The organism is Aeromicrobium sp. Leaf289 (assembly GCF_001423335.1).
Lineage (GTDB): Bacteria > Actinomycetota > Actinomycetes > Propionibacteriales > Nocardioidaceae > Aeromicrobium.
Map to the genome: position 1 here is coordinate 208,641 of NZ_LMNK01000003.1, position 25,921 is coordinate 234,561.

Consider the following 25,921-nt stretch of genomic DNA (forward strand, 5'->3'; position numbering starts at 1 on the left):
GGAATGCGCTGCGGGTCACGATCACCAGCCAGCAGCGCGAGCGAGCTCGAGGGCCCGCTCGGTCCACCACGTGCCGGCCGCCGGACCACCTCCGCAGGAGCCGTCGCTCTCACCCGGCGGCTTGATCCAGAGATGGGCGTCCAGGCGCCCGTCGCCGACCGAGGGCGCGCGGCCGAGGGCCCGGCCCGGAGGGTTGCACCACTGTCCGTCGGACCCGTTCCCGTTGCGCCCGGTGTCGATCACGTAGTGCCCACCACCGAGGGCGTCGGCCACCGCGTCGGCGTACGCGCGTTCCGTGGCGTCGTCGGCGTAGAACGAGACGTTCGTGGAGAAGCCGCGGGCGTCCTCCACCCCGGCCTGCTGGAGACGACCGGCCATCTCGTCCGGTGCGACCCACCCCGAGTGGCCGGCGTCGAGGTAGGTCGTGACGTCCGCGTCGACGAAGCGGGTGACGGCGTCCTCGAGCAGCGCGATCCGTTCGTCGGGGTCCGCGCACTCCCCCGCATCGGCCAGCGCGTCCGGCTCGACCACCACGGCGGAGGTCCCGATGCCGTCGGCGCCGTCGGCCGCCGCCTGCACCCAGGCGCGGTACTGGTCGGGTGGGAGACCACCGGCCGACTCCTGGCCGCTGCAGTCACGGTCGGCGATGCCGTAGAGGACGAAGAGCGCGACCGAGTCCTCGTCGCGCGCCTGCACGGCGATGCGCCGCACGTGCTCCTCGACCACGTCGGTCGGCGTCGCCTCGGGGGTCAGCCAGACAGCGGTGGGGGTGGCAGCGAGCCGGCCCAGGATCCTGGCGTCGTCCCCGGCGGCGGAGGCAGCGGCGCGCGCCGCCTGCGACTGCGGGTCGACGTGCACGGCGGCCGCGTCGAACGGGTTCGACCCCTGGGCCCCACCCGGCCAGAAGGGAGGCCGGACGGGCACGCCCACCAGGTTCAGGGCGACGACGAGGGCGACGACGGCGGCGACGGCCGTACCGACGATCTCCAGGCGTCGCGTACGCCGGCTCTGCACTCGCGCTCCTCCCTCAGGCTTCGCTCAAGATTACCTTCAGATCGTGCAAGGCCGGGGTCGATCCGACGTTCCCGGACCTAGACTCCCGGACGGGAGACAGGCGCTGGGACGCGCCACCGGAGAGGGAGTCATGGACACCGACGCACGTCGTCGTGGCGCGCGCGCCGCCATCGTCCTGGCGGTCGCCGGCCTGCTGCTGGGGCTCGTGTCGCCCGTGGCCGCCGCCGAGCCGACCGGATGGGTCGCAGGCGACATCAAGGAGCGCGTCGGCAAGAGCACCCGCTACCTGTCCGGCATCAAGGTGCGCGTGTTCACCTCCGGGTGGGGCTACCTCCGCGAGGTCCGCACCAAGGGGACCGCGTACTCCCTCGACCTGCCCGCCGGCGACTACATCCTGCAGTTCACCGACACCAGGCCGCGCTACGACGTGAAGGCGCACGTGGACGTCGACGTCCGTGTCTCGGTCGAGGCCGGCGAGGGGACGCAGCGCGACGTGACGCTGCGCCGCGGCGGGGCCTTCACCGGTACCGTCCGCGCCGGCGGGAAGGTGGCAGGTGGAGCCCGGATCCTCGCGGTCGAGAACGTGCCCGCCGGGTCCAACGGCCGCACCTACGAGGTGAAGGCCAACAGCCGCGGCCAGTACGCCATCGGCGGCCTGCCGAACGCGCGCTTCTCCCTCTTCACCTTCGACCGCGCCAAGCGCTGGACCGGGCCGGCACGCGCTGCGGGCGCAGCCAACCTCGGTGTCGTCCGGTCGGTCGACATCGCGCTCAGGAGCCGGGCCGGCTCGATGGTCGGTCGCGTCTACCGCGGCGACAACACCTTGATCTCCACGAGCCCGTGGGTGACCCTCGTCCACCGCACGACCGGCCAGTTCTGGGTCGTCAAGGTCACCCAGGGCCGGTTCAGCGTCCAGGGCCTCCACCCGGGGTCCTACCGCGTCCAGGTGCCCGGGACCGACGGGTACCTCGGCCGCACCGTGAACCTGTCGGGATCGGTGAGGTCAGGACGCACCCTGAACACGTCGGTCAAGCTCGGCCAGAAGGGTGGCAGCCTCAGCGGACGTGTCCTCGACGCGAGGACCGGCATGCCCGCGAAGGGCGTGAAGGTCTCGGCCTACGACGGCAACGGAGTGCAGCACGGCAAGGTCGAGACCGACGCGACCGGCGCGTTCACGGTCGGCGGCACCCTCCCCACCGCCACGTGCGACGTCAGCATCGTGATCGAGGACGAGGTCGACAAGAAGTGGCAGCCGGTGCGGCTCAACGGGCTGAGTGCCCGGCAGGGCATGGCGGTCGCGGCCAACCAGCCCCTGCTGCCCGACAGCACGTGCCGCCAGGTGCTCGCGGTCGAGGACGGTCCGCCCTTCATGCTGGTGCGCTCGCCCGCGTTCCCGTGGCCGTCCGCCACGCCCACGCCCACGCCGAGCGCGACGCCCACTCCCAGCGCGACGCCGACGGCCACCCCGACCCCGAGCGCGACCCCGACGGCGACCGCCGCAGCGGGCGTCAGCTGACCCGACGGCTCAGCTGAACAGGCTGGTGACCGAGCCGTCCTCGAAGACGGCGGCGGTGGCCTGGGCCAGCAGCGGGGCGATCGACAGCACGGTCAGCTTGTCGAAGCGCTGGTCGTCGTTCAGCGGCAGCGTGTTGGTGACGACCACCTCGGTGGCCGTCGAGTTCTTGAGCCGGTCGACGGCCGGGCCGGAGAACACGGGGTGCGTGGCCGCGATGACCACGTCGGCGGCGCCGTCGGCCTTGAGCGCCTCGGCGGCCTGCACGATCGTGCCGCCGGTGTCGATGAGGTCGTCGACCAGGATGCAGCACCGTCCCTCGACCTCGCCGACGACACGGTTGGCCTTCGACTCGTTCGGCTTGCGCGGGTCGCGGGTCTTGTGGATGAACGCGAGCGGGGCGCCGCCCAGGGCGTTGGCCCACGACTCGGCGACCTTGATGCGACCGGCGTCGGGCGAGACGACCGCGAGCGGCTGCTTGCCGTACTTGCGCTTGACGTAGCGCGTGAGGATCGGCATGGCCAGCAGGTGGTCGACGGGACCGTCGAAGTAGCCCTGGATCTGTGCCGTGTGCAGGTCGACCGTCATGAGGCGGTCGGCTCCGGCGGCCGTGAACAGGTCGGCCATGAGACGGGCCGAGATCGGCTCGCGGCCGAGGTGCTTCTTGTCCTGACGGGCGTAGCCGTAGAACGGCAGGATCACCGTGATGCGCTTGGCGGAGGCCCGCTTCAGCGCGTCGATCATGATGAGCTGCTCCATGATCGCCTCGTTGATCGGGGCCGCGTGGCTCTGGATCACGAACGCGTCGCTGCCGCGGACCGACTCGTCGAAGCGGACGTAGATCTCACCGTTCGCGAAGTCGTACGCCGTGGTCGGCACGAGCGGGACCTCGAGCAGGTTCGCGACCTCCTCGGCGAGCACGGGGTGCGCCCGGCCCGAGAAGAGCATGATCTTCTTCGTCGGCGTCTTCTTGAGCAGGTCACTCACCAGCGGGCTCCTCGGCGGCGGCGGCAGCAGCAGCGGACGGGGTGCCCGGCCGCTTGCGCTGCACCCACCCGTCCATGGTCCTCTGTGTCCCAGCACTCACCGCAAGCGCCCCCGACGGGACGTCCTCCCGCACGATCGTCCCGGCGCCGGTGAAGGCGCCGTCGCCGATCGTCACGGGGGCGACGAACACGTTGTCCGAACCGGTGCGGGCGTGCTTGCCCACCACCGTGCGGTGCTTGTTCACCCCGTCGTAGTTGGCGACGATCGTGCCGGCACCGATGTTGGTCCCCTCGCCGACGTCGGCGTCGCCGACGTAGCTGAGGTGAGGCACCTTGGCGCCCTCGCCGAGGGTCGAGTTCTTGACCTCCACGAAGGTGCCGATCTTGCCGTGGTCGCCCAGCACCACGCCGGGACGCAGGTACGCGAACGGGCCCACGCTCGCGCCGGCTCCGACGACCGCGTCGGAGCCGTGGGTGCGCACGACGGTGGCGTCGTCGCCGACCTCGACGTTGCGCAGCGTGGTGTCGGGCCCGACCGTGGCACCGTCGCCGATGGTCGTCGCGCCGAGCAGCTGGGTGCCGGGCAGCAGCGTGACGTCGGTGCCGAGGCTGACGTCGGAGTCGATCCACGTGGTGTCGGGGTCGACGATCGTGACGCCCTGGCGCATCCAGTGGTCGGTCGTGCGCCGGTTGAGCTCCTTGCCGAGGCGGGCCAGCTGGGCCCGGTCGTTGACGCCCTCCGTCTGCCACACGTCCTCGAGGACGTGGGCCCCGACCGGGCGGCCCTCGCGCACGGCCGTGCCGACGATGTCGGTGAGGTACAGCTCGCCCTGCGCGTTGTCGGTGTCGAGCTTGCGCGTGGCGTGGTCCAGGAAGGCGGCCTCGACGGCGAGGATGCCGCTGTTGACCTCGCGCACGGCCCGCTCGTCGTCCGTCGCGTCCTTGTGCTCGCGGATCGCGACCACGGCGCCCTGCTCGTCGCGCAGGATGCGGCCGTAGCCGCTGGGGTCGTCCAGCTCGGCGGTGAGGATCGTGACGGCGCGACCCGCATGGGTGTGGTCGAGCAGCAGCTCCGACAGCGTCTGGGCCGTGAGGAGCGGGACGTCGCCGTAGGTGATGAGCACGGTGCCCTCGGGGACCTCGTCGAGGGCGTCGAGCGCGACGCGGACGGCGTGCCCCGTGCCGTTCTGCTGCTCCTGCACGGCCTGCACGACGCCGGCGTCCAGCTCGGTGACGGCGGCGGAGACCTGCTCACGGTCGTGGCCCACGACCGCGACGACCTGCGAGGCGCCGACCTCGCGGACCGCCGTGAGCGCGTGGGCGACCATGCTGCGCCCGCCCAGGGGGTGCAGCACCTTGGCGGAGCGGGACCTCATGCGCGTCCCGGCGCCGGCGGCGAGGACGATCGCGGTCACGGTCGACGTGGTGGAGTCAGGCACGCCCGCCAGTGTACGGAGCGTCCGGACCCGATCGCTCGACTCGGTCTGCGGACCGCGTCGGTCCGGGGGACCATGAGGGATGACCGATCCCGTCGAGGAGACCACCGACGCCCGGACGCAGGACGCCCTCCGTTCGCTCGAGAAGGCCCTGCAGGACCCGGAGGTCGCCGAGACCTTCCGCGGGGTGCAGCGCCACCTCGGCTCCTTCACCTTCGACCCCGTCGGCACGCTCGACGAGGACTGACCGACCGGCCTGCTTGGCACGGTCACGGAGCATCGACGCATGGACCAGCGCCGCCGGCGGACGGGACCCGTGCTCGCGGGCGTCGTCGCGCTGCTCGGAGGATGCTCGGTCCACGCCTGGTCCTTCGACACCGAGGTCGAGGACCCGTCGCGCGCCATCACGCTCGCCTTCGCCGGCGACGTCCACTTCGAGGGCGACCTCTCGGACGTGCCGGGTGACGGCGACGCGACGCTCGGCGAGATGTCGCAGCTGCTCGCCGCGGCCGACCTCGCGGTCGTCAACCTCGAGACGGCGCTCACCACCCGGGGCGAGCCGGCCGCCAAGGAGCTCGAGTCACCCGAGGCGCGCTACTGGTTCCGAGCACCGGCGTCGGCGCTCGACGTCCTCGAGCGCTCGGGCGTCGACGTGGCGTCCATGGCCAACAACCACGGCGCCGACTACGGCGTGCGCGGAGTGCGCGACAGCGTGGCGGCGGCCGAGGACGGCCCCGTCGCGGTGGTGGGGATCGGTCTCGACGACGAGGCCGCCTACGCGCCCCACCGCCGGACCATCCGCGGGACGTCGGTGGCCGTCCACGCCGCCGACGCCTCCCCGCTGGAGAGCGAGGCGGCCGTCTGGACGGCGGAGCCGGGCAGCGGGCCCGGACTCGCGACCGCCAGGGGCGCCGGTACCACGCGCCTCCTCTCCTCCGTCCGCACCTCCGTCGAGCGCGACGACGTGGTGGTGGTCTATCTGCACTGGGGCGCCGAGGGCCTCGCCGAGCCGACCGCGGCGCAGCAGGAGCTGGCCGAAGCGCTCGCCGACGCCGGTGCCGACGTGGTCGTGGGCGCCCACACGCACATCCCCATGGGAGCGGGCACGCTCGACTCGACCTACGTTGCCTACGGGCTCGGGAACTTCCACTGGTACCACGGCGACACGGCCGAGTCCAGCGTCCTGCAGGTCACGCTGACCGACGGCCAGGTCACCGACGACCAGTGGCTCCCCGGCCTGATCCCGCCCGAGGGCGGCGGACCGACCCCCTTGTCCGGCCAGACCGCCGACGCCGCGGTGATGTCGTGGCGCGCCCTGCGGGACACCACCGGGCTCACCGCACCACCCGGCGAGGCGGGAGCACCGACGCCGCCCGACCTGCCGGCCTTCGAGGCCTCCGTGGACGGGATCGACGCGGCCACCCGGCAGCGGATGACCAGCCACGATCCCGACACCTGCCCGGTGCCGCTCACGGACCTGCGGCTGGTCACGCTCCCGTACGTCGGGTTCGACGGCCTGGCGCACCAGGGCGAGATCGTGGTGCACGCCGACGTCGCCGCCGACGTCGTTCGGGTCTTCGGCACCCTCTACCGCGAGCGGTTCCCGCTGCAGTCGATGCGCATCATCGACGAGTTCGACGGTGACGACGACCGGTCGATGGCCGCCAACAACAGCTCGGGCTACAACTGCCGCACGGTCGCGGGCACCGACACGTGGTCGGCCCACGCCTACGGGCGCGCGGTCGACATCAACCCGGTGCAGAACCCCTACGTGGTCGACGGGACCGCACGACCGCCCGCCGCCCAGGCGTTCGTCGGCGTCGACCGCTCCCCCGGGACCGAGGCAGCGCCCGGCGTCATCGTCGACGGCGACGTCGTCGACCGGGCGTTCACGGGGATCGGCTGGGAGCGGGGTGCCGACTTCCCGGAGCCGGACTACCAGCACTACGCAGCACCCTGACGGGACGAGGGGCGGACGAACGTGGCACGTCGCGCGACCGGGCCCCAAGACTGCGGCCCCACACGAGTCACCTCACGTGCAGGACCGCAGGTCCCACGATCCACTCCGCGGCTTCCGAGATTCCCACACCTGGCCGGGGTCACCCGTCGGCGCGTGCCGACCTGCTCTCGACACTACGCGCCTGGACCCGAGGGGACCATGGTCACGTCGAGCCCCCCAGGCGCAAGGATCGTTGGCCAGCGGGACCGCGCCCGAGCGGCCGGCGCTCCCCGGGCAGGAGTCGAACCTGCGTCGCTTGTCCTGATTCAAAGTCAGGCGGGCCCTGCCGGCAGACCAACCGGGGAACGTCGCGACGTGGGCCGCGACGGCGGGACCAGGCTACCCGAGCGGGCGGGTGGCGACGGCGAACGTGCGCCGGAACGGCAGCACCGTGCCGAAGGGACGACGCGGGTAGGCGGTGCGCAGCCCGGCCTTGTACTCCTCGACGAAGTCCTCGCGGAGCCCGTCCGGCAGCGCCGCGAGCACCGGGCGGGCACCCGTGCCCTTGACCCACTCGAACACCGGGTCCTCGCCCGGGAGGACGTGCAGGTAGGTGGTCTCCCACGCGTCGCACTCCCAGCCGAGGTCGGCGAAGAGCTCGAGGTAGACCTCGGGCGCGGTTCCACGGACCCCCAGCACGCCCCGCGTGTGGTCGGCGTACCGAGGCCGGTCGGCGACCTCGCGCATGAGCGAGTGGCTCGGGGCGTCGGCGTTGTTGGGCACCTGCACCGCGATGGAGCCGCCCGGGAGCACGGCGTCGGCCAGTCGCCTCAGCACCGCCTCCTGCTCGGGCACCCACTGGAACATCGCGTTCGAGGTGATGACGTCGACCGGCTCGGCGGGCGCCCACGTCTCGACGTCGGCCAGCTCGTACCGCGCGCCGGGGTCGTCGTTGGCCGCCTTCGCCCGCTCGATCATCTCCGGCGACGCGTCGACGCCCAGCACCTGCGCGTCCGGCCACCGGCCACGCAGCACCGACGTGAGGTTGCCGGCGCCACAGCCGAGGTCGACCACCGTCGCGGCGTCGCCCCGGATCCGGGCGACGAGGTCGACGAACGGGCGCCCGCGGTCGTCGGCGAAGCGCAGGTACTGCGTCGGGTCCCAGCGCATCACTCGGCCCTCAGCAGCGACTCGACCTGCGAGGCCACCGACATCAGCAGCGGGTCCTGGTCGCGACGGGCCACCAGCTGCACCGCGAGCGGCAGGTCCTTCTTGCGTGATCGCCCCACGGGCAGCGACACGGCCGGCACGCCCGCATGGTTCCACTGGGCGGTGTAGGGGTAGAAGGCGTTCATGCCGAGCACGGTGCGCAGGCCACCCTTGCCGGCGAAGCGCCCCACCGGCAGCGCTGGGCCGCTCATCACGGGGGTGAGCAGCAGGTCGACGCCGAGCCGGTCGTGGACCGTCGCCCCGAACCGCAGGCCGGCGCGCTGCGCCCAGGCCACCGACGAGGGACCGAACGCTCGGCCGAGACGAGCGATCTGCTGCGTGCGCGGCTCCAGCAGGGTCGGGTCGTCGACACCGCGCGCGGCGTCGGCGATCCCGGCGAGGTAGCGGACGGTCAGCGCCTTGGCGTCGAGGCCGTACGGCACCTTGACCTGGACCACCTCGTGCCCCGCGTCGCTGAGCAGACCGGCGACGTGGTCGAGGGCCGCCTTCACGTCGCGGTGCAGGGGCTCGGCCCGGGTGGCCGCAGCGGTGCTGGTGCTCACCCCGATGCGCAGGGAGCGCGGTGTCGTGGACGCGGCGTGCGCCAGTGCACCGGCACCGCCGAGGCCCACGGCGTCGAGGTAGACCGCCGTGTCGCGCACCGTCGGCGTGACGCACCCCTGGGTGGACAGGCCGTGCCAGCCACCGGCCCCCGGCAGGTAGCCGTGCGTGGTCTTGAAGCCCACGAGCCCGCAGCTGGCTGCCGGGATCCGGATCGAGCCGGCGCCGTCCGACGCCGTGGCCACGCCGATCGCCCCGGACGCGACCAGCGCTGCCGAACCGCCCGACGAGCCGCCGCTGGAGCGGTCGAGGTGGTGCGGGTTGCGGGTGATGCCGCGCGCTGCGGACTCGGTGAAGCCGTAGATCGCCAGCTCGGGGAGGGTGGTGGTGGCCACCGGCACCGCCCCGGCCGCCAGCAGGGCCTGCACGAGCTCGCCGTCCTGGGCCGCCACCCGCGACACCGCTCGACTGCCGAGAGTCGTGACCCGTCCAGCCAGGTCGAGGTCGTTCTTGATCGCCACCGGGACGCCGAGCAGCGGCCCGCGCTCCCCCCGCGCGATGCGGGCGTCGGCCTCGGTCGAGGCGTCGAACGCCTCGTCGGCGAGCAGCTCGACCACGGCGTTCACCCGGGCGTCCTCCCGCTCGATCGCGTCGAGGGTGGCGATGGTCAGCTCCCGCGAGGAGACCGACCCCTCACGCAGCAGCGGCACGAGGGTGGCCGGGCCCTTGCCCACCAGGTCGACGACGTCCATGGTCGAAACGGTAGAGGTAGTCCGCGGCCAGAACAATCTCGACATCAAGATTCTTGACGCAGTAGGATGGCGGCATGGGTGTCGAGGAGCGTGACGAGGTCGACGACATCGTCGCGGCCTGGCAGCGCGAACGTCCCGACCTCGACACCACGCCCATGCAGGTGCTGAGCCGGGTGACTCGCCTCGCGCGCCACCTGGACCGCGCCCGCCGCGCCGCCTTCGCGGCCCACTCGCTCGAGCCGTGGGAGTTCGACGTGCTCTCGGCACTCCGCCGCTCCGGCCCGCCGTACCAGCTCTCCCCGGGGCGCCTGGTCACCGAGACCCTCGTGACCAGCGGGACGATGACCAACCGCGTCGATCGGCTCACCGAGCGCGGACTCGTCTCGCGCGAGGCGGACCCGGCCGACCGCCGAGGCGTCCAGGTGACGCTCACGGCCGCCGGACGCAGCGCCGTCGACGCCGCGCTCGACGAGCTGCTGGAGCAGGAGCGGTCCCTGCTCTCGAGCCTCCCGCCCCGCGACGCCGAGGCGCTCGCTGCGTCCCTGCGCACGCTCGCCCGCCACGTCTGAGCGTCCCCGCTCGGGCGACGCCGCTCTCACAGGGCCGAGGGCCGCAGGTCGCGGTCCGTCAGTCCGCGAGCTCGAGCCACCGCTCCTCGAGCCGGTCGCGGTCGGCCACCACCTCGGCGTGCTCGCTCGACAGGGCGAGCAGCCGGTCGGGCTCGGCCGCGGCCTCCACCATCTGACGCTCCAGGTCGGCCTCGCGCGCGGTGAGCCGCTCGATCTGGCGCTCCAGCCGGGCGACCTCCTTGCGGTCCTGACGGTCCTGCGCCGATCCCGCCGAACGGCTCGGTCCGGATCCGGTCGTGGACGAGGCGACGCCGCCCGGGGTCCCGCCGGCCGTGGCCGTGGCGACGGCGTCGGGACCGCCGGACGCCTCCCGCCGGCGCAGCCGCAGGTACTCGTCGACCCCGCCCGGCAGGTGACGCAGGCGGCCGTCGAGCACGGCGTACTGGTGGTCCGTGACCCGCTCCAGGAGGTAGCGGTCGTGGCTGACCACGAGCAGGGTCCCGGGCCACGTGTCGAGGAGGTCCTCGATCGCGGCCAGCATGTCGGTGTCCATGTCGTTCGTCGGCTCGTCGAGGATCAGCACGTTGGGCTCGTCGAGCAGCACCAGCAGCAGCTGGAGCCGTCGCCGCTGGCCACCGGAGAGGTCCTTGACCCGGTTCGACAGCTGGACGCTGGAGAAGCCGAGCCGCTCCAGCATCTGCGACGGCGTGACCTCGGCGCCCTCGGCCTGGTAGCTGGCGCGGCGCCCGGCCACGACGTCGCGGACCCGGTCGTCGGCGATCTCGTCCAGCTCGGCCAGCGACTGCGACAGCGTGGCCACCTGCACGGTCTTGCCCCGCTTGACGTGGCCGCTCGAGGGCTGCACCGTCCCGGCGACCAGGCCGAGCAGGGTGCTCTTGCCGGCGCCGTTCGCACCCAGGATGCCCACCCGCTCACCGGGGGCGATCCGCCACTCGACCCGCTCCAGGACCTCGTGGCTGCCGTAGGCCACGGACACGTCGAGCAGGTCGACGACGTCCTTGCCCAGACGCGCGGTGGCCACGCGCTTGAGCGCCACCTCGTCGCGCACCGGCGGCTCGCGCTCGATCAGCTCGTTGGCCGCGTCGATGCGGAACTTCGGCTTCGACGTCCGCGCGGGCGCGCCGCGCCTCAGCCACGCCAGCTCCTTGCGCAGCAGGTTCTGGCGACGCGACTCCGAGGCCGCGGCCTGCCGGTCGCGCTCGACCCGTTGCAGCACGTACGCGGCGTAGCCGCCCTCGAACGGCTCGACGACCGCGTCGTGCACCTCCCACGTGTCGGTGCACACCTCGTCGAGGAACCACCGGTCGTGGGTGACCACCACGAACGCCCCCTGCCCCGAGGCGAAGCGGGCGTTGAGGTGCGCCGCGAGCCAGGTGACGCCCTCCACGTCGAGGTGGTTGGTGGGCTCGTCGAGGAACAGGACGTCGTGGTCGCCCACCAGCACCGCCGCGAGCGAGACCCGTCGACGCTGACCACCGCTCAGGTCCCCCACCCGCGCGTCCCACGGGACGTCGGACAGCAGACCGTTCACGACGTCGCGCACCTTCGCGTCGCCGGCCCACTCGTGCACGGCCGTGTCGCCCACCACCGCGTCGGACACGACCACGGCGGGGTCGAGGACGTCGGCCTGGTCCACGAAGCCGACCTGCAGGTCGCGGCGCCAGGTGATGCGACCCTCGTCCGGCTCGAGCCGTCGCGCGAGGACCCGCATGAGCGTGGACTTGCCGTCGCCGTTGCGGCCGACGACACCCACGCGCTGGCCCTCGGCCAGGCCCAGGGTGACGTCGTCGAGCACGTCCTTGGTCGGGAACGACAGCTGGAGGCCCTCACCACCGATGAGGGGGCGGGTGGTGCCCCCGCCGCGAGTGTTGCCGCTCATCCGATGAAGCGGACGCCCGGGACCGGGCCGGTGGACTGCACGACGTCGGCGCAGCCACCGGCACCGGCGAGGGCGATCGCGATGTCGAGGCTGTGCTGCTCGTCGGAGGCGAGGAACAGGCAGGTGGGGCCGGACCCGGAGATGATCGCCCCGAGGGCCTCGGCCTGGCGCCCGACGTCGAGCGTGGCCTCGAGCTCCGGCCGCAGCGACAGCGACGCCTCGGTCAGGTCGTTGGACAGGGCCGCGCCGAGCGCCTGGGCATCGCCCGAGCGGAGGGCGGCGAGGAGGGCGTCGGGCACCTCGGGCTCCGGCACGTCGCGTCCCTCGTTGAGCCGGTCGAACTCGGCGTAGACGGCCGCCGTCGACAGGCCTTCGGCCGCGACGGCGAAGACCCAGTGGTACGACCCGCGGGCGAGGACGGGGCTGACCGTCTCGCCGCGGCCACCGCCGATCGCGTTGCCACCGTGCAGCAGGAACGGGACGTCGCTGCCGAGCGACGCGGCCACCGGCTCGAGGTCGTGCCGGGAGTAGCCCAACCCCCACGCGTCGTTGCAGGCCACCAGCGCCGCCGCCGCGTCGGCCGAGCCGCCCGCCATGCCACCGGCCACCGGGATGACCTTGCGGATGGCCAGGTCGATGCCGGCCTCGATGCCGGCGTGCTCACGCAGCGCGGCAGCCGCACGGACCGCGATGTTGTCCCATCCCTCGGGCACCAGCGCGGCCTCGGCCTCGGCGTCCTCGACGTCGACCGTCGTGGTCACGGTGATCTCGTCGGAGTCGACCACGGTGGCGCGCAGCTCGTCGTGCAGGTCGACGGCCTGGTACACCGTCGCGAGCGGGTGGAAGCCGTCCTCGCGCACGGGTCCGACGCCGAGACACAGGTTGATCTTGGCGGGCACGCGCACGCTGACGGAAGTCACCGCCCCAACCTACAGACGGGTCGAGGACGAGGTGGTGCCGTAGGGGGCACGCGGTCGTCGACTCAGCCCAGGACGGTCGCGATGCGGGCGAAGTCCGCGACGTCCAGCTGCTCCCCGCGCGCCTGCGGGTCGACCCCCGCCGACCGCAGCGCCTGCTCCGCCGCCGCTCCCGAGCCGACCAGTCCCGAGAGGGCCGCGCGGAGCGTCTTGCGCCGCTGGGCGAACGCGGCGTCGACGACCCGGAAGGTCGCGCGGCGAAGGGTCTCGTCGCCGGGCGTGGGCCTGCGACGCAGGGACACGAGGGCCGAGTCGACGTTCGGGACGGGCCAGAACACCTGGCGTCCGATGGTGCCGGCCAGGGCGACGTCGCAGTACCAGGACGCCTTGACGCTCGGCACCCCGTACGTGCGGGACCCGGGGCCGGCGGCGAGTCGGTGCGCCACCTCGGCCTGCACCATCACCAGCACGGACTCGATCGAGTCGAAGCGCTCGAGCAGGTGCAGCAGCACCGGCACCGACACGTTGTACGGCAGGTTGGCCACGAGCGCCGTGGGCGCCGGGCCCGGCAGCTCCTCCACGCGCATGGCATCGGCCTGCACGAGGTGGAGCCGGTCGGCGTGGTCGGGCGCGTGCTCGGCCACGGTGATCGGCAGTCGTCCTGCGAGGACCGGGTCGATCTCGACGGCCACCACCTGGCTGGCCACGCCCAGCAGCTCGAGCGTCAACGAACCCAGTCCGGGGCCGACCTCGACGACGACGTCGTCGGGACCGACCCCGGAGGTGCGGACGATGCGCCGGACGGTGTTGGCGTCGACCACGAAGTTCTGGCCACGTTGCTTCGTGGGGCGCAGGCCGATCGCGTCAGCGATCCGACGCACCTCGGTCGCGCCCAGCAACGAGGGCGGGCGCGACGACGACGGCGGGAGCGCCGGGCCGCTCAGCCGACACCGACCTTCGCGGCGCAGGACCACTGGCCCCAGCCGGACCGCTGCTGCAGGATCTTGGCGTACTTGATCTGCACCTCGCGGCTGTGCTCGTGCGGCAGGCCGGGCCCGCCGACGCTGCGCCAGGTGGCCGCCGAGAACTGCAGTCCGCCGTAGTAGCCGTTGCCGGTGTTGATGCTCCAGTTGCCGCCGGACTCGCACTTCGCGATGCGGTCCCACACGCTGCCGTCCTCGACGGACGGGGCCTCGGCGGTGCCACGCACCACGACGCGCGGCGCGCCCTTCTCGAGCGTCCTCGAGGTCAGCACCAGGCGGTGGCGGACCTTGCCGTCGGCCTTCGTGAGCAGCACCTGCTGCTGGACCTCGCTGGGGCTCCCCTCCTCCAGGACCTTCTCGGTGCCCTTCTCGAGGGAGTCGTCGTCGCGGTACTCGACCTTCAGGTCGCGCTCGAGCTTCTCGGTGGTGTCGACCATCTCGATGCGCACGACCTCGACGTCGTCGCCGGGCTTCACCAGGGCGGCGCGACCGATCGCGTCGCCGGCCGTGACCTCGTCGTTCTCGTCGAGCCGGACGCCGGCCTCCTCGAGCACGCCCTCGGCCGTCGGGGCCGCGCTGGTGACCGAGCGGTCGTCACCGTCCACGGAGACCGTGAGCTTCTTGGGGTTGGACACGACGACCTGCGAGCCCGTGTCGTCGAGCCGGGTGTCACGGTCGGCGCTGACGTCGGCACCGGGGGCGGGGTCGACGTCGAGCTCGTCGAGGACGTCGCCGACCGTGGCGGCGTGCACGGTCTCGCGCTTCACCGTGCCGTCGACGGCCAGCACGACGTCCTTGGCGTAGCGGACCTTGATCGTGTCGCCGTCGGAGACCGAGGCAGTCGGCTCGACGTTCACCGCGGCGTCGGTGGTCCGGACATCCTGGCTCTTCAGCAGCGACCCGACGGAGGCGCCGAACGTGCGGACGGTGTCCTTGCGGCCGTCGACGTCGAGCGTGACGGTCTTGCCGAGCGTGCCGTAGGCGGCGACACCGGCGCCGATGACGAGCAGCACGGCCAGGTTGAGCGCGATGACGACACGCTTCTTCGTCTGGCGGTGGCGACTGCGGGAGGGTGTCGCCGCGGGGGTGGCCGAGGAGCCGGTCTGGGGGGTCTGGGGGGACTTCGAGAAGGGGTGACGCACTGCTTTCCTCTGGTCGGGGACAGGGACGGCTGGAGATGGGCAGCCTCACCACCCTGCGACAGGAGGCCCGTGCCGTCAAACAGCGGAGCCGTGCTGCTGCCAGGATCCTCCGAACGCGCGGTCGGTGTTCTCGTCGATGGCCCGGCAGAGGTCGTCGACGGATCGGCCCAGGAACTCAGCCATGAAACGCACCGTCAGCGGGACGAGGAACGAGGCGTTCGGGCGCCCGCGGTGCGGCATCGGTGTGAGGAACGGCGCATCGGTCTCGACGAGGATCCGATCCGTCGGCGTGATCGCGAGCGCCTCGCGCAGGGGCTCGGCGTTCTTGAACGTGACCGTGCCGGAGAACGACAGGTACGCGCCACGGTCGAGGCACCGACGGGCGACGTCGGCGTCACCGGAGAAGCAGTGCATGACCGTGCGCTCGGGCACGCCCTCGTCGTCCAGGAGCGCGAGCACGTCGTCGTGGGCGTCGCGGTCGTGGATGACGAGCGTGCGGTCGTGGCGCTTCGCCATGGCCACGTGCGCGCGGAACGAGCGGTGCTGCGCGTCGCGACCGTCGGGCCCGGTGCGGAAGTAGTCGAGCCCGGTCTCCCCCACCGCCCGCACCTGCGGGTCCTGCGCGAGCGCGTCGATCTCGGCCAGGGCCGCGTCGAGCGTGCCGTCGGCGTCGAGCAGCGGCGCCTCGTTTGGGTGCAGGGCCACGGCGGCGACGACGGCCGGGTGGGCCCGGGCCGTCTCGACCGCCCACCGGGACCCCTCGAGGTCGCAGCCGACCTGCACGATGCGGTTCACGTTGACCGCGGCAGCACGGTCGAGAGCGTCGTCGACGTCGATGACGAGGCCACCCTTGATCCGGTGGTCGAGGTGGCAGTGGTTGTCGACCACCGGCGACGGCAGCGGCTCCGGTGCGTCCGGCCAGGGCCAGCGGGCCGAGCCCGCGTCGGTCACTCGGCGTCCTCGATGCGTGGGAACAGGCTCGGGACCTTCGTGATCACCGAGCCCTCGGGCAGCCGGCCCCAGGCCGCCGCCGCGGAGATGCGCTGGTCGGCCAGCGCCCCCAGCGCCGGCTCGGCGCCCAGGGACTCCCACAGCGACGCCGACGCCTTCGGCATGACGGGGTTGAGCAGCACGGCCAGCACGCGCAGGCCCTCGGCCGCGGTGACCAGGATGGTCGCGAGCCGCTCCTTCTGCGACTCGTCCTTGGCCACCTGCCACGGCGCCTGATCGGTGAGGTAGCCGTTGAGCGCCTCGACGATCCGCCACACCTGGGCGAGGGCGTCCTGCGGGGCGATCCGGTCGATCGCGCGGTCGGCCTCGAGCACGGACTCCTCGACCAGCGCGACGAGGGCGTCCTCGGCCGGGCCGTGCGGGCCGGCGTCGGGCAGCGCGCCGTCGAAGTACTTGCCGATCATGGCGGCCACCCGCGAGGCCAGGTTGCCGAAGCCGTTGGCCAGCTCGGCGTGGTACCGGGCCCGCATGTCCTCCCAGGAGATCGAGCCGTCGGCGCCGAACGTGAGCGCCCGCGCGAAGTAGTAGCGGTAGGCGTCGGATCCGAACACGTCGACCAGCTCGTCGGGACGGATGCCGTTGGCCTTGCTCTTGCTCATCTTCTGCCCGCCGACCAGCAGCCAGCCGTGGGCGAACACGCGGTGCGGCACCGGGCGGCCTGCGGCCATGAGCATGGCCGGCCAGATGACCGCGTGGAACCGGGCGATGTCCTTGCCGACGAGGTGCACGTCGGCGGGCCAGAGCTCGCCGAAGCGCTCGTCGTCGACGCCGTAGCCCGCCGCCGTCACGTAGTTGAGGAGCGCCTCGATCCACACGTACATGACGTGCGAGTGGTCCCACGGGACCTTGATGCCCCAGTCGAACGTGGACCGGCTGATGGAGAGGTCCTTGAGCCCGCGGCGCACGAACGAGACGACCTCGTTGCGCGCCGACTCGGGCTGGATGAAGTCGGGGTTGCTCTCGTAGAGCTCGAGAAGGCGGTCGGCGTACTTGCTGAGCGGGAAGAAGTAGTTCTCCTCGGTCATGTGCTCCACCCGGGAGCCGTCGAGCGCGGAGACCTTGTGGCCCTCGTCGTCACCCTCGCCGTCGGCGACGTCGTCCTCGGCCACGAACTCCTCCGACCCCACGGAGTACCAGCCGGTGAACTCGCCCTTGTAGACCTCGCCGCGGTCGTAGAGGTCCTGCCAGAACGCCTGCGATCCTGCCTCGTGGCGCGCCTCGCTGGTGCGGATGAAGTCGTCGTTGGCGATGTCGAGCGTCTCGAGCAGCGGTTTCCACTCCGTCTCGACCAGCCGGTCGGTCCACTCCTGCGGCGTGACGCCGTTCTGCTCGGCCTTGCGGAGCACCTTGAGGCCGTGCTCGTCGGTGCCCGTCAGGTACCAGACGTCCTCGCCGCGCTGCCGGTGCCAGCGGGTGAGGATGTCGCCGATGACCGTCGTGTAGCCGTGGCCGATGTGCGGCGCGTCGTTGACGTAGTAGATCGGCGTGGTGACGTAGTAGGACACGCCACGATCCTAGTGACCGCGGCCCGGACGTCCGGCGCTGCGTCGAGCAGGCGGGGGTCGTGGGGCGTCGGTCGGGGCTGGGCCGGTCGGCCGCTTGTCAGCGTGCGTGGGCGGCGTCGTAGACCACGCGCTTGCGCACGCCGGTGTCGGCGACCACCTGGGCGACGGCGTCCTTGCGGCTGAGCCCGGTGGACTCGGCGGCGGCGACCAGGGACCGGAGGGCGTCGTCGTCGAGGTCGGCGGCGACGGCCACGTGGCCGGCCACCACGAGCGTGACCTCGCCGCGGACGCCGTGCTCCTGCTCGTCGACCCAGGCCACCAGCTCGGCGAGCGTGCCACGCGCGACCTCCTCGTAGGTCTTGGTCAGCTCGCGGCACACGGCGGCGGGACGGTCGTCGCCGAGGGCCGAGGCCAGGGCGGCGAGCGTGGCACGGGTGCGGTGCGGCGACTCGAAGAACACCATGGTGCGGGGCTCGGTGGAGAGTGCGGCGAAGGCACGGTCGCGCTCGCCGGCCTTGCGCGGCGGGAACCCCTCGAAGCAGAAGCGGTCGACCGGCAGCCCGCTGACGGCCAGGGCCGTGAGCACCGCCGAGGGGCCGGGGATGGCGTGCACGTCGACGTCGGCCTCGAGCGCCGCGACCACCAGCCGGTAGCCCGGGTCGGACACGCTCGGCATGCCGGCGTCGGTCACGAGCAGCACGTCGAGCCCGTCCTGGAGGTGCTCCACCAGCTCGGGGGTGCGCTCGCGCTCGTTGCCCTCGAAGTAGGAGACGATCCGCCCACCGACCGTCGCACCGAGGTCGGCCGCGAGCCTGCGCAGACGTCGGGTGTCCTCCGCCGCCACGACGTCGGCCGACCCGAGCGCAGCGACGAGCCTCGGCGACGCGTCGTCCGCCCGCCCGATGGGAGTCGCCGCGAGGATCAGCATCCCCCCATCCTCCCCCATCGGTGGATTCTCAACATCAGGCTCCCCATCGGTGGATCCTCAACCTCAGCAGGCGGGCTGCGGTTGAGAATCCACCGATGACTGGGGTGCGTCCACAGGACCGGACCGCGCCACGTCGAAGGAGCGTTGCCATCCACAGCACCGACGGGATCCCTGTCGAGACCGGGCGTCCGGGTCTGGACTGGTTCCATGGGATCTCCACGCCGTGTTCCTGCCGAGCTGCACGGCAGACCGTTCCACCGGGACGAGGCTCTCGCGCTCGGGGTCACGGCGCGCCAGCTGCAGCACTCGCGCTTCGTCGACCTGTTCCCGTCCGTGTACCGGCTCGAGGACACCCTCATGACGCCTCGCGCCTGGGTCGAGGCTGGACGTCTGGCCCTTCCAGGCGACGCGCACGCCAGCCACCAGACCCGGTTGGTCGATCTCGGCGTCGAGCTGGGACCGCTGTTCCCTCTCCACTTCACGGTTCCCCGCGACCTGCATCTCGCCGCCAAGCCCTCGAAGCTCTTCCTGCACCGCACGGTCGCCCTGCCACCGGTCGACGACGGCGGGGTGAGCATCGCGGCTGCCCTCACGGGCGCCGCGAGCATCCTCCGCCTGCTCGACGTGGTGAAGCTCGCCGACTGGGTGCTGCACCGAGGCCACGTCCGCGTGCACGACCTCCGCCGGTTCACCGAGACCGACCACTGGCGCCCTGGCGCGGACGAGCTGCGCCGGGCCCTGGAGCTGATCGACCCGGGGTCGGCGAGCCTGCCCGAGAGCGAGCTGCGGTGCCTGCTCGTGGGCGCTGGACTCCCGCGACCGGAGTCGAACGCCGACGTCCACGACGCGGACGGCCGCTTCCTGGCCCGAGGTGACCTCGTGTACCGCTGGCTCAAGCTGTTGATCGAGTACGAAGGACGGCAGCACGCCTTCGACGTCGCGCAGTTCGAGCGGGACATCCACCGGTACGGCGGACTCCGTGGGGATGCCTGGGCGTACTTCCAGGCCACCTCGTCGATGCTCGAGACCCCGGCGGCAACCGTGCGGGCCATCCACCAGCTGATGGTGCGGCAGGGATACACCGGTGCTCCCCCGTCGTTCGTCGGGCGCCGGTGGCAGTCCCTCTTCGAGGTGCCGACGCGCTGGCGCCACGATGCGCGACGTCGCGGTCGCGACTCGTCGGTGGCTCAGCAACCGCAGATCCGCCGCTGACGTTGCTGAGGCACCTTCGGTCCGGCTGATGTTGATGATCCACCGATGGTGGGCGGGCTGGCAGGATGGGCGGGTGCGAGGGTGGGAGCGGGAGCGCGTCGTGGGGTGGGTGGGCCCGCTGTCCGTGGCGGTGCTCGCGCTGGTGCTGCGGCTGTGGCACCTCGGACGGCCGAACCTGCTGGTCTTCGACGAGACCTACTACGCCAAGGACGCGTACTCGCTTCTGCAGCACGGCTACGTGCAGGACTTCGTCGAGGACGCCAACGACAAGATCGTGGCGGGCGACCTCGCGGACCTGATGACGGGCCAGCCCGCCTACATCGCCCATCCCGACGGTGGGAAGTGGCTCATCGCGCTCGGTGAGCAGCTGTTCGGCATGGACTCCTTCGGGTGGCGCGTCTCTGCCGCCGTCGTCGGTGCCCTCACCGTCCTCGTGCTGGCCCGGCTCGTGCGCCGGCTCACCGGGTCGACGTGGGTGGGCTGCCTGGCCGGGCTGCTCCTGTGCCTCGACGGCATGCACCTCGTGATGTCGCGCACCGCCCTGCTCGACGTGTTCCTCGCCTTCTGGGTGGTCGCCGCCGTGGCCTGCCTCGTCGCCGACCGCGACGCCGTCCGCGCACGGCTCGACCGCCACCGGCCCTGGCGACCCTGGCAGCTCGCCGCCGGACTGTGCTTCGGCATGGCGACGGCCACGAAGTGGAGCGGTCTCTACGCACTCGCCGCGTTCGGCCTCGTCGTCGTGGTGTGGGAGGTGCTGGCCCGACGCAGCCACGCACGTGAGACCGGGTCGTCGGGACCACGCTTCGGCTGGATCCGCACGACCCTGGTCACCGGGCTGCCGGCCTTCGTGACGATCGTCGGCGTGACCCTCGTGGTCTACCTCGTGTCGTGGACCGGGTTCCTGCTGCACCACGAGCTGTACGCCGAGCGCTACGGCCTGGGCGATCCGTCGTGGGGCACCTACGTCGCCTCGCCCACCCCCGGCGCGCTCGGCGCGGTCACCGACGCCTTCCGGTCGCTCTGGCACTTCCACGTGATGCTGTTCGACTTCCATACCGGCGACTACCTCGCGGGCAAGACGCACCCCTACGCCTCGAACCCGCTCGGCTGGCTCGTTCTCGAGCGGCCGGTGGCCTTCGACGCGCAGAACGACCTGCCCGCCGCCACCTGCGGCGCTCCGGCCGACTCGTCGTGCATGCGCGTGGTGACCGCCCTCGGGAACCCCGCCGTGTGGTGGACCGGGTCCCTCGCGGTGATCGCCTCGGTCGTCGCGTGGTTCCGGACCCGCGACGGTCGCTGGGCGGTGCCGGTGGTCGGCGTCGCCGCAGGATGGCTGCCCTGGTTCCTCAGCACCGACCGACCGATCTTCAGCTTCTACGCCGTGGTCGTGCTCCCGTTCATGATCGTCGCCGTCTGCCTGCTGGTCGACGAGGCGCGGCGCGCGGCCACCACGGCGCGTCAGCGCTACGCCGTGGGGCTGGTGGTGGGCCTGCTCGTGGTGGCCACCGTGGTCCTCTTCTGGTTCTTCCAGCCGATCTGGACCGACGCGCTGATCTCCTACGACGCCTGGTACCGCCGGATGTGGTTCAGCCGCTGGATCTAGGCCCCGGAGCCAGGAGCAGCCACCGCCGAGCCCGACGCCTCGCGCCCGGCGATGGCCAGACCCAGCATCCAGGCCACCTCGTCGGCCGCCTCGCGGGCCGGCTTCGACGGTCGCGTGATCGACGAGAGCACGAGCCGCACCACCACCTCGACGGCCACGTCGAGCTCGGCGTCGGCGAACGGCAGCGGCGAGAACTGGTCGACCAGCTCGGCCTTGACCACGGCCGACGCCGCCTCCACGATCTCGCCGGACTCGGTGGTGAGGATCGCCAGCAGGTCGCCGTCCTGCTCCGAGTGGACCGACGTGACGATCGTGCGGACGAGGACGCTGCGCTCCCCCAGCTCGAGGGCGCCCCGGCAGGCCGCCCGGACGCCGGACACGATGTCGTCGGCCTCCCGCAGGCGGTCGCGCACGACGGCGAGGAAGCGGTCCAGCTCGCGCAGCGCCAGCGCCTGCGCCAGGGCGTGCTTGGTGCCGAGCTCGTTGTGCACGGTCTGACGACTCACCCCGGCCAGCCGGGCGATCCGCGACATCGTGATCGCGCTCCACCCCTCGGACTCGACGACCTGCTGGGCCGCGTCGAGGAGGCGTTCGCGCATGGAGGGCACGACGGCACCGTACGTCGCTGCGCCAAGGTCGGCGGCGACGGTCACGCCGGTACCTCGGTGAGTGCCTCCGCGAGATCGTCGGACTCGACGAGCAGCCCGGGCTCGGGCCGCGCGCCCTCGGCGATCCACCGGCGCGCGAGCCGCACGTCGGCCGGGCGGCCGAGCGCCACGGCACCGCGCAGCACGCCGCCGTCGAGGTAGAACGCGGTGAAGTCGCGGGCCTCGAGCGAGCCGCGCAGGGCGACGTCGTGGCCGGCAGCCGGCCAGCCCGTCACCTGCAGCGTGTGCCCGTACTGGTCGGACCAGCACCACGGGACCTCGTCGAAGGCCAGGTCCTGGCCGGCCACGACCTTGCCGACCGCAGCGCCGTGGTTCTGCGCTCCCTGCCAGTGCTCCACGCGGTGCATCCCGCCGAGCACCCCGCTCGGGAGCAGGGCGACGTCGCCGGCGGCGTACACGTCGGGGGCGTTCGTGCGGCCGTGGTCGTCGACGACGATCGCACCGCCCTCGACCTCGATGCCGGCCTCGACGGCGAGCCGGCTGTTCGGCGCCATGCCGACGGCGACCACCACGACGGGCGCGGACCACGCACGACCGTCGGCGGCGGTCACGACGGTGTGCCCGGCGGCGTCCCCGGAGCCGGCGTCGATGGAGATGACCTCCACCCCGCAGTGCAGGTGGGTCCCCTGCTCGGCGTGGAGCGCGGCGTAGAAGTCGCCGAGCGCCGGCGGCAGGAGGTGCGGCAGCGGCGACGCAGCGGCCTCGAGAAGGGTCACCTCCGCACCTCGCTCCCGTGCGCTGGCGGCGATCTCGGACCCGATCAGCCCGGCACCGACGACCACGACGGGCCGGCCGGGCCCGAGGGCGGAGACGATGCCGTCGACGTCGGCGAGGGACCGCAGCGTCCGCACGCCGGCGGCGCCTGCCTCGGTGGTGACGGCGTCGAGCGTGCGCGCCGAGCCGCCGGTGGCGAGCAGGAGGCTCCCGTAGCCGATCACCTCGCCCGAGGCCAGCGTGACCTCGTGGTCCTCCACGGAGACGGACGCGACCGCCTGGTCCGTGCGGAGGTCGATGCGCTGCTGCTCGTACCACTCCGCCTTGCGGATGCGGATGTCGTCAGCACCCTTCTCGCCCCGCACGACCTCCTTCGAGACCGGGGGCCGACGGTAGGGCAGCTCCGGCTCGTCGCCGATCAGGACGATCTCGCCCTCGAAGCCGGCCAGGCGCGCTGCGCCGGCCGCGCTGACGCCCGCGATGCCGGCGCCGACGATCACGAAGCGGTCCGTGGTCACGGTCATCGACTCAGCCGACCTGCGTCATCGTGAAGTCGGCCTTGGCCGCGCCGCAGTCCGGGCAGGTCCAGTCGTCGGGGATGTCCTCCCACTTCGTGCCCGGCGGGAAGCCCTCCTCCTCCCAGCCCTGGGCCTCGTCGTAGATGAATCCGCACTGCTGGCACTCCCACACCTTCACTGCTGCGCTCCTCGCTGTGCTTGTCCCATCCGGTCTTGCTCCGCCTGCTCGCGGGCCCGTGCGGCCCGCGTCTCGGCACTGATGATGTCGCCGTCCTGGTCGTTGCCGGTGAACTCGGCCTCGGGCACGAAGTCGACCTGCTCGCGCACGCCGCAGTCGGGGCACGTCCAGTCGGCGTCGACGTCGTCGAACGCCGTGCCGGGCGGCCACCCCTCACGGGGGTCGCCGACGGTCTCGTCGTACACGTACTCGCAGTTCGGGCAGATGAAGCGGGCCATGTCAGGCGGCTCCCTCGAGATCGGTGGCGGTCGCGGAACCGTAGCGCGCCCGGTACCGGTCCGCCATGCGCGGATGCAGGTTCGCCTGGTTCACGTCGCCGTCGTAGTGCGACAGCACGCGCTCGTCCATGACCCGGCGCCACACGGCCGGGATCCACGTCGCGACGATCATGCCGGCGTACCCGGTGGGCAGCACGGGAGCCTGCTTGAAGTCGCGCAGGGCCTGGTAGCGACGCGTCGGGTTGGCGTGGTGGTCGCTGTGCCGCTGCAGGTGGTAGAGCAGCACGTTGGTGCCGATGTTGTTGCTGTTCCAGCTGTGCGACGGGTTGACCCGCTCGTAGCGGCCGGACTCCAGCTTCCGACGCTTCATGCCGTAGTGCTCGAGGAAGTTGACCGACTCGAGCAGCCAGATGCCCAGGATGGCCTGGAGCACGAGGTAGGGCAGGATCTCGGGGCCGAAGGCGACGGTCAGCGCGCCCCACAGCACCACGCTGAACGCCCAGGCGTTGATGACGTCGTTCCTCAGGCTGAACGGGCTCTTGCCGAGCCGGGCGAAGCGCTTCTTCTCCAGCGACCAGGCGCTCTTCAGGCTGCCCAGGACGGTGCGCGGCATGAACTCCCAGACCGTCTCGCCCAGCCGGCTGCTGGCGGGGTCCTCGGGGGTGGCGACCCGCACGTGGTGGCCCCGGTTGTGCTCGATGTAGAAGTGGCCGTAGAAGGTCTGCGCGAGGGCGATGCGGGCGAACCAGCGCTCGTGCTCCTCCTTCTTGTGGCCCAGCTCGTGGGCGGTGTTGATCCCGATGCCGGCGACCATGCCGAGGCCCGTGGCCAGCCCGATCCTCTCGAGGACGCTCAGCGGGTCGGGGATGCCGGGCAGCGTGCCGCCGCCGAGCAGGTAGGCGCCCCAGATGAAGCCGACGAGCTGGAGCGGGATGAACGCGTAGGTGACCCAGCGGTAGTAGCGGTCCTCCTCCAGCGCCTCGATGAGCTCGTCCGGCGGGTTGTTCGGGTCGAGCCCGGCCATCAGGTCGAAGAGCGGGATGAGGACGAACACGAAGAACGGTCCGAAGAACCACACGCCGCTCCACCCGGTGGCGGCGTACATGCCCCACATGGTGAGCGGGATGAGCGGGATGATCGCGCCCATGATCCACAGATGGCGCTTCCTGTCGTTCCACTCGACGGTGCGGCCGTCGACGGTGGCCGAGATCGTCATGATGTACCTCCTGCTGCCGGTCGCGACGCTGCGGGGTGCGGCGCGGATCACTTGACAGAAAGGTACTAACTGTCAAGCCGCTTGACAACCCCTTAGCTCCTGTCAAGTGGTGGGCGTCACATCTCGCCGGTGGACGCGCCCCGACGACAAGCGGGGAGATCAGAGCGAGCCGCCCCCGACGGGAGTCGGGGACGGCCCGCTGAGGCCCCGGACCGGGGCAACAGGGAAACCGCGGTCCGGGGAGCTTGTGGGCCGGCGGGAGCCGGCGTGTTCAGTTGTGGTCCGAGTGGTCAGTTGACGGCGTAGGCGTAGACGATGGCCGGGCCCAGCACGATCGCGAACAGCACCGGCAGGATGCAGGTCATGAGCGGGATCAGGATCTTGACCGGGACCTGCTGCGCCTTGGCCTCCGCCCGACGGCGCCTGCTCAGCCGCATCTCCTTGGCCTGGCTGCGCACGACGCTCGCGATCGAGACGCCGAACTCCTCGGCCTGAACCACGGCCTTGCAGAAGGCGCGCAGCTCGTCGACCGACGTCCGGTCGGCGAGCGACAGGTAGGCCTCCTTGCGCGACATGCCCAGGCTCATGTCCTGCATCAGCCGCACGAGCTCGTCGTTGAGCGGACCACTGCCGCGCTCGCCGGCCTTGGCCAGCGCCGCCTCGAAGCCGACGCCGGCCTCGAGCGAGATGACGATCTGGTCGAGCAGGTCGGGCAGGGCCTTCTGGATGTCCTCCTGGCGCTTGACCGCGTAGTTGTACACGAGCAGGTCCGGGACGAAGTAGCACAGGACCACGGACCCGGCCGCCGCCAGCGGCATCAGCGGGTGGTCGAACCGGCTCAGGAGCATCGACCCGAAGAGCAGCCCGAAGAGCGCGCCGGCGGGCTTCATGAGCACCACCCGCTCACGCGTCCACCCCTCGGGGTGGCCGGCCAGCACCATGTTGCGCTCGAGCCGCTTGAGCAGGGTGCTCGGCGTGAAGCGCTCCCACAGGTCGGCGCGCGTCTCGTCGACCTTCTGCACGCCGCTGTCGGCCACGCTGTCGGGGACGCGGGTCATGGTCTTGACCCGCTTGCGGACGGCTCCGCCTCCGGGCGCGGCCACCACGCCGGCGCCGACGAGGGCCAGCCCGAGGGCCATGAGCAGGAGCAGTGCTGCGAGCAGGACCAT

The 25,921-nt window shown here is 72.3% G+C and carries 24 protein-coding genes and 1 tRNA gene; 6 read left to right on the forward strand and 19 right to left on the reverse strand.

What is annotated here, in order from left to right; all coding sequences use genetic code 11:
- Positions 1-21: 21 nt before the first annotated feature.
- The gene (locus ASF37_RS12090; protein ID WP_056580830.1) at positions 22-1,014 is read right to left on the reverse strand and encodes a glycoside hydrolase family 6 protein; all 993 of its coding nucleotides are present in this window, start codon (positions 1,012-1,014) and stop codon (positions 22-24) included.
- A gap of 130 nt (positions 1,015-1,144) precedes the next feature.
- On the opposite strand from ASF37_RS12090, the gene ASF37_RS17485 reads away from it, so the two are divergent.
- A complete protein-coding gene (locus tag ASF37_RS17485) occupies positions 1,145-2,530 on the forward strand; it encodes a collagen binding domain-containing protein (protein ID WP_056580833.1) in 1,386 nt (461 codons plus the stop codon).
- 9 nt (positions 2,531-2,539) lie between these two features.
- Here the strand turns inward: ASF37_RS17485 and ASF37_RS12100 are convergent, their stop codons facing one another.
- Together ASF37_RS12100 and glmU are read right to left on the reverse strand one after the other, a co-directional pair.
- A complete protein-coding gene (locus ASF37_RS12100) occupies positions 2,540-3,505 on the reverse strand; it encodes a ribose-phosphate diphosphokinase (RefSeq protein WP_082506525.1) in 966 nt (321 codons plus the stop codon).
- A 1-nt stretch (position 3,506) separates the two neighbouring features.
- On the reverse strand, positions 3,507-4,952 hold the full coding sequence (glmU, locus tag ASF37_RS12105) for a bifunctional UDP-N-acetylglucosamine diphosphorylase/glucosamine-1-phosphate N-acetyltransferase GlmU (RefSeq protein WP_255353939.1): 1,446 nt from the start codon (positions 4,950-4,952) through the stop codon (positions 3,507-3,509).
- Between the two features lie 79 nt (positions 4,953-5,031).
- On the opposite strand from glmU, the gene ASF37_RS17605 reads away from it, so the two are divergent.
- Positions 5,032-5,196, forward strand: a complete 165-nt coding sequence (locus ASF37_RS17605) for a hypothetical protein (protein ID WP_235492862.1) — start codon at positions 5,032-5,034, stop codon at positions 5,194-5,196.
- 39 nt (positions 5,197-5,235) lie between these two features.
- Positions 5,236-6,909: a CapA family protein gene (locus ASF37_RS12110; RefSeq protein ID WP_056580836.1), complete on the forward strand. Its 1,674-nt coding sequence runs from the start codon at positions 5,236-5,238 to the stop codon at positions 6,907-6,909.
- A gap of 265 nt (positions 6,910-7,174) precedes the next feature.
- Here ASF37_RS12110 and ASF37_RS12115 read toward each other — a convergent pair.
- The 3 genes from ASF37_RS12115 to ASF37_RS12125 form a co-directional block, all read right to left on the reverse strand.
- A tRNA-Gln gene (locus tag ASF37_RS12115) sits at positions 7,175-7,253 on the reverse strand.
- Positions 7,254-7,287: 34 nt separating this feature from the next.
- Positions 7,288-8,058, reverse strand: coding sequence for a methyltransferase domain-containing protein (locus ASF37_RS12120; protein WP_056580839.1), 771 nt, complete (start codon positions 8,056-8,058; stop codon positions 7,288-7,290).
- A complete protein-coding gene (locus tag ASF37_RS12125) occupies positions 8,058-9,410 on the reverse strand; it encodes an amidase (RefSeq protein WP_056580842.1) in 1,353 nt (450 codons plus the stop codon). The genes ASF37_RS12120 and ASF37_RS12125 overlap by 1 nt, the downstream gene beginning before the upstream one ends.
- A 74-nt stretch (positions 9,411-9,484) precedes the next feature.
- Between ASF37_RS12125 and ASF37_RS12130 the strand changes: the two genes are divergently transcribed.
- Entirely contained in the window at positions 9,485-9,979 is a 495-nt protein-coding gene (locus tag ASF37_RS12130) for a MarR family winged helix-turn-helix transcriptional regulator (RefSeq protein ID WP_055969001.1), read from the forward strand.
- Positions 9,980-10,037: 58 nt separating this feature from the next.
- Here the strand turns inward: ASF37_RS12130 and ASF37_RS12135 are convergent, their stop codons facing one another.
- From ASF37_RS12135 to rsmI, 7 genes are all read right to left on the reverse strand, one after another.
- Positions 10,038-11,879, reverse strand: a complete 1,842-nt coding sequence (locus tag ASF37_RS12135) for an ABC-F family ATP-binding cassette domain-containing protein (RefSeq protein WP_056580845.1) — start codon at positions 11,877-11,879, stop codon at positions 10,038-10,040.
- On the reverse strand, positions 11,876-12,799 hold the full coding sequence (locus ASF37_RS12140; protein WP_056574451.1) for a 4-(cytidine 5'-diphospho)-2-C-methyl-D-erythritol kinase: 924 nt from the start codon (positions 12,797-12,799) through the stop codon (positions 11,876-11,878). Before ASF37_RS12140 ends, ASF37_RS12135 begins: the two co-directional genes overlap by 4 nt.
- A gap of 62 nt (positions 12,800-12,861) precedes the next feature.
- Positions 12,862-13,677 (reverse strand): 16S rRNA (adenine(1518)-N(6)/adenine(1519)-N(6))-dimethyltransferase RsmA, encoded by an 816-nt coding sequence (gene rsmA, locus ASF37_RS12145; protein ID WP_369815236.1) that lies wholly within the window; start codon positions 13,675-13,677, stop codon positions 12,862-12,864.
- A gap of 59 nt (positions 13,678-13,736) precedes the next feature.
- A complete protein-coding gene (locus ASF37_RS17615; RefSeq protein ID WP_056580848.1) occupies positions 13,737-14,921 on the reverse strand; it encodes a resuscitation-promoting factor in 1,185 nt (394 codons plus the stop codon).
- 75 nt (positions 14,922-14,996) lie between these two features.
- Positions 14,997-15,872: a TatD family hydrolase gene (locus tag ASF37_RS12155; protein WP_055969013.1), complete on the reverse strand. Its 876-nt coding sequence runs from the start codon at positions 15,870-15,872 to the stop codon at positions 14,997-14,999.
- Entirely contained in the window at positions 15,869-17,437 is a 1,569-nt protein-coding gene (gene metG, locus ASF37_RS12160; protein ID WP_056580851.1) for a methionine--tRNA ligase, read from the reverse strand. The genes ASF37_RS12155 and metG overlap by 4 nt, the downstream gene beginning before the upstream one ends.
- 97 nt (positions 17,438-17,534) lie before the next feature.
- Positions 17,535-18,383 (reverse strand): 16S rRNA (cytidine(1402)-2'-O)-methyltransferase, encoded by an 849-nt coding sequence (gene rsmI, locus ASF37_RS12165; protein ID WP_200931228.1) that lies wholly within the window; start codon positions 18,381-18,383, stop codon positions 17,535-17,537.
- A 189-nt stretch (positions 18,384-18,572) separates the two neighbouring features.
- On the opposite strand from rsmI, the gene ASF37_RS12170 reads away from it, so the two are divergent.
- Positions 18,573-19,577, forward strand: coding sequence for a hypothetical protein (locus ASF37_RS12170; protein WP_056580853.1), 1,005 nt, complete (start codon positions 18,573-18,575; stop codon positions 19,575-19,577).
- A 73-nt stretch (positions 19,578-19,650) separates the two neighbouring features.
- On the forward strand, positions 19,651-21,180 hold the full coding sequence (locus tag ASF37_RS12175) for a dolichyl-phosphate-mannose--protein mannosyltransferase (protein WP_056552465.1): 1,530 nt from the start codon (positions 19,651-19,653) through the stop codon (positions 21,178-21,180).
- Here the strand turns inward: ASF37_RS12175 and ASF37_RS12180 are convergent.
- The 6 genes from ASF37_RS12180 to ASF37_RS12205 form a co-directional block, all read right to left on the reverse strand.
- The gene (locus ASF37_RS12180; RefSeq protein ID WP_235500000.1) at positions 21,177-21,779 is read right to left on the reverse strand and encodes a TetR family transcriptional regulator; all 603 of its coding nucleotides are present in this window, start codon (positions 21,777-21,779) and stop codon (positions 21,177-21,179) included. The two genes, ASF37_RS12175 and ASF37_RS12180, sit on opposite strands and share 4 nt — an antisense overlap.
- Positions 21,780-21,829: 50 nt before the next feature.
- Positions 21,830-23,086, reverse strand: a complete 1,257-nt coding sequence (locus tag ASF37_RS12185) for an NAD(P)/FAD-dependent oxidoreductase (protein WP_056580859.1) — start codon at positions 23,084-23,086, stop codon at positions 21,830-21,832.
- A gap of 4 nt (positions 23,087-23,090) precedes the next feature.
- Positions 23,091-23,258, reverse strand: coding sequence for a rubredoxin (locus tag ASF37_RS12190; RefSeq protein WP_055969034.1), 168 nt, complete (start codon positions 23,256-23,258; stop codon positions 23,091-23,093).
- The gene (locus ASF37_RS17755; RefSeq protein WP_082480484.1) at positions 23,255-23,536 is read right to left on the reverse strand and encodes a rubredoxin; all 282 of its coding nucleotides are present in this window, start codon (positions 23,534-23,536) and stop codon (positions 23,255-23,257) included. The genes ASF37_RS12190 and ASF37_RS17755 overlap by 4 nt, the downstream gene beginning before the upstream one ends.
- A 1-nt stretch (position 23,537) precedes the next feature.
- Entirely contained in the window at positions 23,538-24,752 is a 1,215-nt protein-coding gene (locus ASF37_RS12200; protein WP_055969037.1) for an alkane 1-monooxygenase, read from the reverse strand.
- A gap of 290 nt (positions 24,753-25,042) precedes the next feature.
- A complete protein-coding gene (locus ASF37_RS12205) occupies positions 25,043-25,921 on the reverse strand; it encodes a type II secretion system F family protein (RefSeq protein ID WP_055969040.1) in 879 nt (292 codons plus the stop codon).

Bases quoted from the DNA above. Each gene is read 5' to 3' on its own strand.
- ASF37_RS12200 (WP_055969037.1), bottom strand. From the start codon at position 24,752: ATGACGATCTCGGCCACCGTCGACGGCCGCACCGTCGAGTGGAACGAC.
- ASF37_RS12135 (WP_056580845.1), bottom strand. From the start codon at position 11,879: ATGAGCGGCAACACTCGCGGCGGGGGCACCACCCGCCCCCTCATCGGT.
- ASF37_RS12125 (WP_056580842.1), bottom strand. From the start codon at position 9,410: ATGGACGTCGTCGACCTGGTGGGCAAGGGCCCGGCCACCCTCGTGCCG.
- rsmI (WP_200931228.1), bottom strand. From the start codon at position 18,383: ATGGGGGAGGATGGGGGGATGCTGATCCTCGCGGCGACTCCCATCGGG.
- ASF37_RS12110 (WP_056580836.1), top strand. From the start codon at position 5,236: ATGGACCAGCGCCGCCGGCGGACGGGACCCGTGCTCGCGGGCGTCGTC.
- ASF37_RS17605 (WP_235492862.1), top strand. From the start codon at position 5,032: ATGACCGATCCCGTCGAGGAGACCACCGACGCCCGGACGCAGGACGCC.
- ASF37_RS12130 (WP_055969001.1), top strand. From the start codon at position 9,485: ATGGGTGTCGAGGAGCGTGACGAGGTCGACGACATCGTCGCGGCCTGG.
- ASF37_RS12180 (WP_235500000.1), bottom strand. From the start codon at position 21,779: ATGCGCGAACGCCTCCTCGACGCGGCCCAGCAGGTCGTCGAGTCCGAG.
- ASF37_RS12120 (WP_056580839.1), bottom strand. From the start codon at position 8,058: ATGCGCTGGGACCCGACGCAGTACCTGCGCTTCGCCGACGACCGCGGG.
- ASF37_RS12185 (WP_056580859.1), bottom strand. From the start codon at position 23,086: ATGACCGTGACCACGGACCGCTTCGTGATCGTCGGCGCCGGCATCGCG.
- ASF37_RS17485 (WP_056580833.1), top strand. From the start codon at position 1,145: ATGGACACCGACGCACGTCGTCGTGGCGCGCGCGCCGCCATCGTCCTG.
- ASF37_RS12205 (WP_055969040.1), bottom strand. From the start codon at position 25,921: ATGGTCCTGCTCGCAGCACTGCTCCTGCTCATGGCCCTCGGGCTGGCC.
- ASF37_RS12170 (WP_056580853.1), top strand. From the start codon at position 18,573: ATGGGATCTCCACGCCGTGTTCCTGCCGAGCTGCACGGCAGACCGTTC.
- ASF37_RS17755 (WP_082480484.1), bottom strand. From the start codon at position 23,536: ATGGCCCGCTTCATCTGCCCGAACTGCGAGTACGTGTACGACGAGACC.